Annotated in this window: 7 protein-coding genes and 1 pseudogene; 1 reads left to right on the forward strand and 7 read right to left on the reverse strand. The window is 72.6% G+C overall.

Annotated features, from left to right (window positions below):
* Positions 1–175: 175 nt before the first annotated feature.
* From ACWD5Q_RS31060 to ACWD5Q_RS31090, 7 genes are all read right to left on the reverse strand, one after another.
* Positions 176–2,755 carry a polynucleotide kinase-phosphatase gene (locus ACWD5Q_RS31060; RefSeq protein WP_451430406.1) on the reverse strand — a complete coding sequence of 860 codons (2,580 nt, stop codon included), beginning with the start codon at positions 2,753–2,755 and terminating at the stop codon, positions 176–178.
* Positions 2,752–4,212 (reverse strand): 3' terminal RNA ribose 2'-O-methyltransferase Hen1, encoded by a 1,461-nt coding sequence (locus ACWD5Q_RS31065; RefSeq protein WP_451430407.1) that lies wholly within the window; start codon positions 4,210–4,212, stop codon positions 2,752–2,754. Before ACWD5Q_RS31065 ends, ACWD5Q_RS31060 begins: the two co-directional genes overlap by 4 nt.
* Before the next feature lie 267 nt (positions 4,213–4,479).
* Positions 4,480–5,403 (reverse strand): LLM class F420-dependent oxidoreductase, encoded by a 924-nt coding sequence (locus ACWD5Q_RS31070; RefSeq protein ID WP_451430408.1) that lies wholly within the window; start codon positions 5,401–5,403, stop codon positions 4,480–4,482.
* 126 nt (positions 5,404–5,529) lie between these two features.
* Positions 5,530–6,006 carry a DUF6099 family protein gene (locus tag ACWD5Q_RS31075; protein WP_451430412.1) on the reverse strand — a complete coding sequence of 159 codons (477 nt, stop codon included), beginning with the start codon at positions 6,004–6,006 and terminating at the stop codon, positions 5,530–5,532.
* Between the two features lie 231 nt (positions 6,007–6,237).
* Positions 6,238–6,555: a nucleotide pyrophosphohydrolase gene (locus tag ACWD5Q_RS31080; RefSeq protein ID WP_451430413.1), complete on the reverse strand. Its 318-nt coding sequence runs from the start codon at positions 6,553–6,555 to the stop codon at positions 6,238–6,240.
* 221 nt (positions 6,556–6,776) lie between these two features.
* Positions 6,777–8,006, reverse strand: coding sequence for an AAA family ATPase (locus tag ACWD5Q_RS31085; RefSeq protein WP_451430409.1), 1,230 nt, complete (start codon positions 8,004–8,006; stop codon positions 6,777–6,779).
* A 189-nt stretch (positions 8,007–8,195) separates the two neighbouring features.
* Positions 8,196–8,612 (reverse strand): cell division protein SepF, encoded by a 417-nt coding sequence (locus ACWD5Q_RS31090; RefSeq protein WP_451430410.1) that lies wholly within the window; start codon positions 8,610–8,612, stop codon positions 8,196–8,198.
* A 662-nt stretch (positions 8,613–9,274) separates the two neighbouring features.
* Between ACWD5Q_RS31090 and ACWD5Q_RS31095 the strand changes: the two are divergent.
* A pseudogene (locus ACWD5Q_RS31095) lies at positions 9,275–9,366 on the forward strand (hydrolase); the annotation flags it as partial.

Consider the following 9,366-nt stretch of genomic DNA (forward strand, 5'->3'; position numbering starts at 1 on the left):
GGCTTCTTGATTTCGTCTATTTGACGATAAGCGGGCTCCCGCTCGGTGAGACGGGAACGCGGCAGTGCCCCCGCGCTCCCGGACGCCATGGAGCCGCGCGCACCGTGCGTGCTCCCCGCGCACTCCTCGGGCTCGATCGTCCTCAAGGACGCCCGGCCCGAGGAGTGCGGTTCCGTCACAGACGGGGGTCCACCGGTTCCGACTCCAGGGCCAGCACCCCGAAGACCGCCTCGTGGACCCGCCACAGCGGCTCGCCCTCCGCGAGGCGGTCCAGGGCCTCCAGGCCGAGGGCGTACTCGCGCAGCGCGAGGGAGCGCTTGTGGTTCAGGAACCGGCTGCGCAGCCGGGCGAGGTTCTCCGGGCGCGTGTACTCGGGACCGTAGACGATCCGGAGGTACTCACGGCCGCGGCACTTGATGCCCGGCTGCACCAGCCGGCCGGCCGCACTCCGTACCACCGCCTCCACCGGCTTGACGACCATGCCCTCGCCGCCGCGCCCGGTCATCTCCAGCCACCAGTCGATCCCCGCGCGCACCGACTCCGGGTCGCCGGTGTCGACGTAGAGCCGGCGGGTCGTCTGCAGGAGCCCGCTTCCGTCGCGCTCCACCAGCCGGTCGATCAGCGCGAGTTGCTCGTCGTGCGGCACCGCCGCGAGACTGCGTCCCTGGACCGCCAGAAGCTGGAACGGGGCCAGGCGGACGCCCTCCAGTCCGTCGGTCGTCCAGCAGTAGCGGCGGTACGCCGCCGTGAACGCCGTCGCGTCCGCCGCCCGCGCACGCTGGCGCGCCAGCAGATCCGTCACGTCCACACCCCGCCCCGCCGCTCCCTCCAGCGCGGCCAGCGCCCCCGGGAACGCCGCTCCGGACGCCGCGCCCACCGCCGCGTACTGCGAACGCAGCAGCCCGGAGGCCTTCAGCGACCACGGCATCAGCTCGGCGTCGAGCAGCAGCCAGTCCGTCTGAAGCTCCTCCCACAGTCCCGCCTCCCCGGCTGCCGAGCGCAGCCGGCCGAGGATCTCCTCGGTGACCGCGCCGTCGTCGAAGAACGGGCGGCCGGTGCGGGTGTACAGCGACCCGGTGGGGCCTTCCCCGCTCCCGCCCGCGCTCGGGTCGAAGGCGCCTGCGACCCCGAAGCGCCTGCGTGCCGTCGCGGCGTCCCGGCACACCAAAGCCACCGCCCGCGAGCCCATGTGCTTCTCCTCGCACACGACCCGCGCGACCCCGTCCTCCCGGTACTGCGCGAAGGCCTCGGCCGGGTGCTCCAGATAGCCCTCGACGCGGCTGGTCGCGGTCGGCGCCATCGTCGGGGGCAGATACGGCAGCAGACGCGGGTCCGTCGCGAAGCGGCTCATGACCTCCAGGGCCGCCGCGGCGTTCTCCTCGCGGACCGAGACCCGGCCCGCGTGCCGGGTCTCCACGACCCTGCGGCCCTGGACGTCGGCGAGGTCCAGCGGCCGGCCGTCGTGCCCGCCGGGCGCCTCGGTGCGCAGCGGCCTGGCCGGCTCGTACCAGACCCGCTCCGCCGGTACGTCGACGAGCTGCCGCTCCGGCCAGCGCAGCGCGGTCAGCTTGCCGCCGAAGACGGCACCGGTGTCCAGGCAGATGGTGTTGTTGAGCCAGGTGGCCTCGGGGACCGGGGTGTGCCCGTAGACGACGGCCGCCCGGCCCCGGTAGTCCTCCGCCCACGGGTAGCGCACCGGCAGGCCGAACTCGTTTGTCTCCCCGGTGGTGTCGCCGTACAGCGCGTGCGAGCGAACCCGGCCCGAGGTGCGGCCGTGGTACTTCTCCGGCAGCCCGGCGTGGCACACCACCAGCCGTCCGCCGTCGAGGACGTAGTGGCTGACCAGTCCGTCGATGAACTCCCGTACCTGCTGCCTGAACTCCTCGCTCTCGTTCTCCATCTGCGCGACGGTCTCGGCGAGTCCGTGGGTGTGCTGGACCGTACGGCCGCGCAGGTGGCGCCCGAACTTGTTCTCGTGGTTGCCCGGTACGCACAGCGCGTTGCCGGACGCCACCATCGACATCACCCGGCGCAGCACACCCGGGCTGTCCGGGCCGCGGTCGACGAGGTCACCGACGAATACCGCGGTGCGGCCCTGCGGGTGCGCGCCGTCGACGTAGCCCAACGCCGCCAGCAGCGCCTCCAGTTCGGACGCGCAGCCGTGGATGTCGCCGACGATGTCGAAGGGGCCGGTGAGGTGGGTGAGGTCGTTGAAGCGCTTCTCGGTGACGACGGTGGCGTCCTCGACCTCCGCCACGCCCCGCAGGACGTGCACCTTGCGGAAGCCCTCCCGCTCCAAGTGCCGGAGAGAGCGGCGCAGTTCACGGGTGTGGCGCTGGATGACCCGGCGCGGCATGTCGGCCCGGTCGGCGCGGGCCGCGTTGCGCTCGGCGCACACCTCCTCCGGCACGTCGAGCACGATCGCGATCGGCAGCACGTCGTACTGCCTGGCCAGCTCGATCAACTGACGACGGCTCTCCTGCTGCACGCTGGTGGCGTCGACCACCGTGCGACGGCCCGCCGCGAGGCGCTTGCCCGCGATGTAGTGCAGCACGTCGAAGGCGTCACGGCTCGCGCTCTGGTCGTTCTCGTCGTCGGCGACCAGCCCGCGGCAAAAGTCCGACGAGATGACCTCGGTCGGCTGGAAGTGCCGGCGGGCGAAGGTGGACTTGCCGGAGCCCGACGCGCCGATCAGGACGACCAGGGAGAGGTCGGTGACGGGCAGGGTGCGCCCCTTGCCGGGGGTCTCGGTCATGCGGCCTTCTCCTCCTTCGTGGTGAGCGTGAACACGGCCATCTGGGCGGGCGGCCCCACCTCGGGGTCGTCGGGTCCCACGGGGACGAACCGCACGCCGTAGCCGTGCCGTTCGGCCACCGCGTCCGCCCAGGCGCAGAACTCCTGACGGGTCCACTCGAAGCGGTGGTCGCCGTGGCGGGCGTGCCCGGCCGGCAGGCTGTCCCAGCGGACGTTGTACTCGACGTTCGGGGTCGTCACGAGCACCGCCCGGGGGCGGGCGGCGCCGAACACCGCGTACTCCACGGCGGACAGCCGCGGCGGGTCGACGTGCTCGACGACCTCGCTGAGCACGGCGGCGTCGTAGCCCTTGAGACGGCGGTCGGTGTAGGCGAGCGAGCCCTGGAGGAGCCGCACGCGCGACGCCTGCCGCTCCCCCATACGGTCCAGCTTCAGGCGCCGGGCGGCGATGGTGAGCGCCCGCACCGACACGTCCATGCCCACGATCTCCGTGAACCGTGCGTCCTTCAGCAGCTCCTGCACCAACTGGCCCTGTCCGCAGCCCAGATCGAGCACGCGGGCGGCGCCGGACTCCTGGAGCGAGGCGATGATCGCCTCCCTGCGCCGCACCGCGAGCGGGGTCGGCTTCTCCTCGGCCTCGGTCTCGGCCTCGACCGCGTTGTCGATCTCCTCGACCTCTCTGTCGTCGGTCTCCGCGAGCCGCACCAGCTCCAGCCGCTCCGTCGCCTGCCGGGTCAGCGACCAGCGGCGCGACAGATAGCGGCTGGTGATCAGCTTCTGCTCCGGGTGGCCGGGCAGCCAGCCCTCGCCCGCCCGCAGCAGCTTGTCGACCTCGTCGGCCGAGACCCAGTAGTGCTTGGCGTCGTCGAGGACCGGGAGCAGGACGTACAGATGGCGCAGGGCCTCGGCCAGGGTCAGTGCCTCCGACTCCAGCACCAGGCGCACATATCGCGAGTTCCCCCACTGCGGGAACTCGGCGTCCAGCGCCACCGGTTGGGCGGTGACCGCCCAACCGAGCGGCGCGAAGAGACGGTGTACGAGGTCGGGGCCGCCCCGGGCGGGCAGGGCGGGTATCTCGATGCGCAGGGGCAGCGGCTGCCCGGCGCGCTCGGGCAGGGCCGTGCACACACCCCGCATCGCGCTGGAGAACACGCCGCTCAGCGCCACGGCGAGCAGGGAGGAGGCCGCGTACGGGCGGTCGTTGACGTACTGCGCGAGGGCCGTGTCGGGCGCGCCGCCCCGGCCCTTGCCCTTGCTGCGCCGGACCAGTGCCACCGCGTCGACCTCCAGCAGCAGCGCCGCCGTGCACCGCTCGGCGTCCACCTCGGGGTAGAGGACATGCGCGACGCCGTGGGAGGTGGTGAACGCCTGCGCCTTGCCGGGGTGCTTGTGCAGCAGGAAACCCAGGTCGGTCGCCGGGCGTTCGGAGGTGCCGGTGGTACTGATCGTCAGGAACATGCACCGAGTCTTCCGGCACCGGGGCGCCGGCGACCACCGGATTTCGAGCGGCGCGCCCGGGCCGGGGGTCCCGGAGACCCCTGCAGTCGCCTGAGGTCGGCGAGGGGGCGTCCTGCCTGGTGCGGTGCCCCGGCCGGGCTCGCTCCGGTCCGGGGCGGGGATCCCACCACACTCCGGGCTCCGGACCCTGGTCGCCCGGTGCTCCCACCAGACCCCGGACCGGGCGGGGGCACCACCAGACCCCGGTCCGGGGCGGGGCTCGCTCGGTTACCGCAGCTGGGACTGGACCTGCGCGGAGATCAGCTCCAGGTGGTCCAGGTCGCCGAGGTCGAGGATCTGGAGGTAGATACGGCGGGAGCCGATCTCCTGATACCGGCCGATCTTGTCGACGACCTCGGCCGGGGTGCCCGCCAGGCCGTTGGTCTTCAGCTCGTCGACCTCGCGGCCGATCGCGGCGGCTCGGCGGGCCACCTCCTGGTCGTCCTTGCCGACACAGGCCACCAGCGCGTTCGAGTACGTCAGCGCGTCCGCGCCGCGTCCGGCCTGCTCGGCGGCCGCACGGACCCGGCCGAACTGGCGCTCGCTGTCCTCGACCGACGCGAACGGCATGTTGAACTCGTCGGCGTACTGCGCGGCCAGTCGCGGGGTGCGGGTCGCGCCGTGGCCGCCGATGACCACCGGGACCTTGGACTGGGCGGGCTTGGGCAAGGCGGGCGAGTCGGTCAGGTCGTAGTGCTCCCCGTGGAAGCTGAAGGTCTTGCCGGCCTCGGTCGCCCACAGCCCGGTGACGATCGCCAGTTGCTCCTCCAGGCGGGCGAACTTGTCCTGCGGGAACGGAATGCCGTAGGCCTTGTGCTCCTCCTCGAACCAGCCCGCGCCGAGGCCCAGTTCGATGCGGCCCCCGGACATCTGGTCGACCTGCGCGACCTGGATGGTGAGGACACCGGGGAGGCGGAAGGTGGCGGCGGTCATCAGCGTGCCGAGGCGGATGCGCTTGGTCTCGCGGGCGAGGCCGGCGAGGGTGATCCAGGCGTCGGTGGGACCGGGAAGGCCGTCCACCTCGCCCATCTTCAGAAAGTGGTCGGAACGGAAGAACGCGTCGAAGGACAGTTCCTCGGTGGCCTTGGCGACGGCGAGGAGGGTGTCATACGTCGCCCCCTGCTGGGGCTCGGTGAAGATGCGAAGATCCATGCCTCCATCCTGCACGCTGGAACGCCCGGCGAGCCCGACACTCACGCCGAGCCTCCGTGAACTCGGTCGGGTGAACGTCCGCGGGGCCGCCGGCCGGGGTGCCCGGCCGAGGCGCGGAGGGCACGCTCAGCCCGCCGTTCTGTACCCCTCCCGTATCTCGCCGTCCCTGGCCGCCAGTCTGCGCAGCATCTCTCTGACCCGGTCCCTCGACTCGTCGGCCGCGTCTATGGCCTCCATGCACTGCCAGTACGTGCCCTCGTCGTCCGCCGCGCTCGCGACCGCGACGAGGGCCATACCGAGTTCCGTGAGGAGGGTGGCGAGGTCCAGGAGGGCCCTGCGGGCGTCGCCGAGGTCCGTGAGCTGAGCGGCGCGTAGATCTGCCACGTCGATGGACGGTGTTACCAGAACGCCGCAGCCTCTGCCCGCCAGCTCCGTCAACCCCAGTGCCTCGCCGCGCAGTTCGGGTGGGCCCGAGACCGCCAGGCGGCTGCCGATCGCCTGCGCCAGGGCGTAGGCCTGCCACGCCTCCGTCATGATCCTCGTTCCGTCCTCGCTCCCCGACAGGGCGCGCCTGCTCGTCACGATGAGCCGCACCGCGTCCATGCGCTGCCCCCGCTCCGTCCCGACGCGCTCGCGCACGTCTAGCCCGAACTCCGTTGTCCACTACCCAGAGTGAATGCTCACGGGACGAAAAGCCAGAGCTGGACCGAAATCTGTGGACAACTTGCGGGATCGGGACAACTCGATGACTCCGGAGAGTTACTGACCGGGCTTCACCGCCCGAGACCCGAGGCCCGGGCGCCGCCCGCCCCGCCGGGCGGGGGCGGTTCCGTCTCAGTCGGTTCCCGGCGCCGGGAACCTCTCCTCATTGCGGTCGATCTTCGCGTCGAGTGCCGCCAGCGCGTCGATGCCGAGCACCTCGCACAGTTGGAGCAGATACGCGAGCACGTCCGCCACCTCGTCCGTCACCCGATGGGCCGTCGCGGGGTCGTCCATCACCCGCGCGGACTCCTCCGGTGTCAACCACTGGAAGATCTCCACCAGTTCGGAGGCCTCGACGCTCAGCGCGGCCGCCAGGTTCTTGGGCGTGTGATACGGCTGCCAGTTGCGCGCCGCGGCGAAGTCGGCGAGGCGGCGCTGCAGCCGCGCCACATCGAGCCCCTCGCCTCGACCGGGTTCCTGTGCCGCGGACTCGGGTCGCGGTGTCTGGCGCCCGGGTTCCGGGGTCACGTGCTCGGACTCCTGTTCCGCGGGCCCGGCCTCCGGCGGAATGGGCTCGGGCTCCGCGGTCAGGCGCTCGGGGTCTCGTCTCACAGGCCCGGACTCTGGGGTCACAGGCTCGGACTCTGGGGTCACAGGTTCGGACTCTGGTGTCACGGGGTCAGGTGTACCACCGTCGCCCCGTCCGCCTCCGTCGCCCAGCGCGCCTCGCTCACCGCGCCCACCAGGCGGATATGGCCGCGTTCGGACATCCGCGCCGCCAGCCGGAGCAGTTCCCGCGTCTGCGTGGGGTCCATGCACCGGTCGAAGCCGTCCGCCAGCACGGTGAGGGTCTGCATCGCCGCCGGCACCTCCCCCGCCGGGTCGACATCGAGCACGCCCGGACCGGTCAGGAGCACCAGGGCCAGGGCCACATAGCGCAGTTCGCCGTCGCCCAGGAGTTCCAGCGGCGTCCGGAGCCCGTCGCCCCGGTCGAGCAGGGCACGGACCCTGCCGTCGCCGAGCGGCTCGGCCAGCAGGTCGACGACCCGTCCCGCGCACCCGGCTCCGACCGCCGAGGCCAGCAGCGCGTGCCGTCGGGCACACTCCGCGCGGGTACGCCACAGAACGTCGGCGAGGTTGTCGCACCCCGGCAGCAGCCGGCCCGCGCCCGACGGGACGGGGGCGCGCATCCGGCGGGGGCGCGGGTCACAGGAGAAGACCGAGCGCAGGGCGACCACCATCTGCTCGGCCGCGGCGAGCACCCGGCGCTGGCCCTCGGTCTTGCCCGCCACCCGCAGCGGCAGCAGAGCGGTGCCGAGGCGGTCGTCCGGCAGCGGCCCCCGGGTGACGGGTGCGGAGCCGGCCGTGTGCCAGGCCGCCTGCACCGCGGCCCGGCCCGGATCGCGCAGCGCCGTCTCCAGCAACACCAGTCCGCCGGAGGCCAGCCGCTCGCCGACGATGCGCAGTTCCGGCTCGGCCTGCACGGCGAGGTCGAGCCGCACGGGTCCCTCGGGGCCGTCGGCCGTGCAGCCGATGCGGAAGCCGCGTCGCCGCTGGGTGTCGGGCCGCGCCCGCTCGGGCACGCAGGCCGCGGGGTCCGGGAACGCCTCCCCCAACTCGGCTCCGCCGCCGAGCCGCGCCAGCGCCTCGTAGGCCTGCAACGCCCGGGACTTGCCCGAGCCGCTCGGCCCGGTGAACAGTGTCAACGGGCCCAGCGCGAAGACGGCCCGCCGGTGCCCGGCGAACGCGGACAGCCGCAGCTCGGTGATGCGGGGCCGGCCCGGACCTGCATCGGTGACGCCGGGCCCGTCCGGACGAGGATGGGTGACGCCGGGCTCGTCCGAACCCGAATCGATGGAGCCGGGCCCGTCCGGCAGGGACAGCGCGGGTGAGACGGTCATGTCCGGGACCGTAGAGGCCCGCGGCCGGGGCGAACCGTTCCTCCCCCGCGCCCTTCCTACGATCGGGCGACCAGAGCAGCCGCACGACGACGACCGGCGGCATCACATCGGCGCCCCGTCTCTCCCCCGCCGACGCCCCGTCTGACGCCCCGTCTGACGCCCCGTCTCCCCCGGCCGGGGCCCCGGGGCTCAGACTCCGGGAACCCCCGCACCCTCCATCCGGCCCCGCACCTCGGTCCCCGGCGGGGTCAGCAGAAAGACGTTGCGGTCGACCCGGTGCATCCCGCTGGCCAGGCCGAAGACGACGCCCGTGCTGAAGTCCAGCACCCGCTTGGCCACCTCGGTCTCGGCGCCCGTGAGGTCGAGCAGCACGGGTACGCCCGCCATCAGCGTCTCGGCGACCTCGCGGGCGTCCGCGAACACATTGACCCGCAGGACCACGAATCGGCGGCGCGCCTCGGTCGTCGCCTCGGGTATGGCCCGGTGGCCGACCGCGGACGGCCAGGCGTCCCGGCCACGCAACGGAACAACCTGCGCGAGCCCTTCCCACTGTTCGTCGGTGACATCGTGGCTGTTCACCGGCCCTCCCCGCTGGCTCGCACTCATCGTCTGCACCGGCCAATTCTTACGCATGGTCACCCGTTCGGCCCAACAGCGACACGGATCGCGACGTCACGGGTGTCCCCTTCGGCCACGTGCACCGCTCGGCAGCCGGGGCCGAACCGTCCGGCATCTCGACATCACCCGGATCACCCCGGGCCTGCCGCGTTTCGTCGCCGAACGCACCCGTGACGACCGGGAGCTGCGGCAGTTGCTGCCGCCCGACAACAAGAACGGGCCGCTGCGGCTCCGGCTGTACTCGATCTCGTCGATTGACTCCTTCCGGTCGTCGAGCGGGGTGAGCCAAGGTCTGGGCAGGCGAAGTCACCGGCAGGCGAACGGCCGTCGGATCGGACCGCGTTCGGGGTGCTGGCAGTCGCCGCAAAGCCATCGGCGGACCCCGGGCGGACGAGCGGGAGGACCGTGACGCACGCCATACGGATTTCAATATCTTCCTAGGAAATATCTTCCGAGGAAGGCTGGTTGTGAGGGTCGTTCCGCCGGACAGACCACCGCCCGGCACAAGACCGAGGGAGGGCGCGATGCCGGCATCCACGACGCGCCTGCAGGCACTGCTCACGCGGGCCCGCAGCGTGCTCGGCCGACCCGCGAACGGGCCCACTGCGCCCACGACTCCGCCCACACGAGAAGGAACGAAGGGACCCGACATGTTCGACATCGCCAACGTCCAGGCCGCCCCCAGCCCGGACCTGCTGACCCCGGACAACTCGGTGATGCTGTTCGTCGACCACCAGCCCCA

The sequence above is a fragment of the Streptomyces sp. NPDC002513 genome (assembly GCF_053595355.1).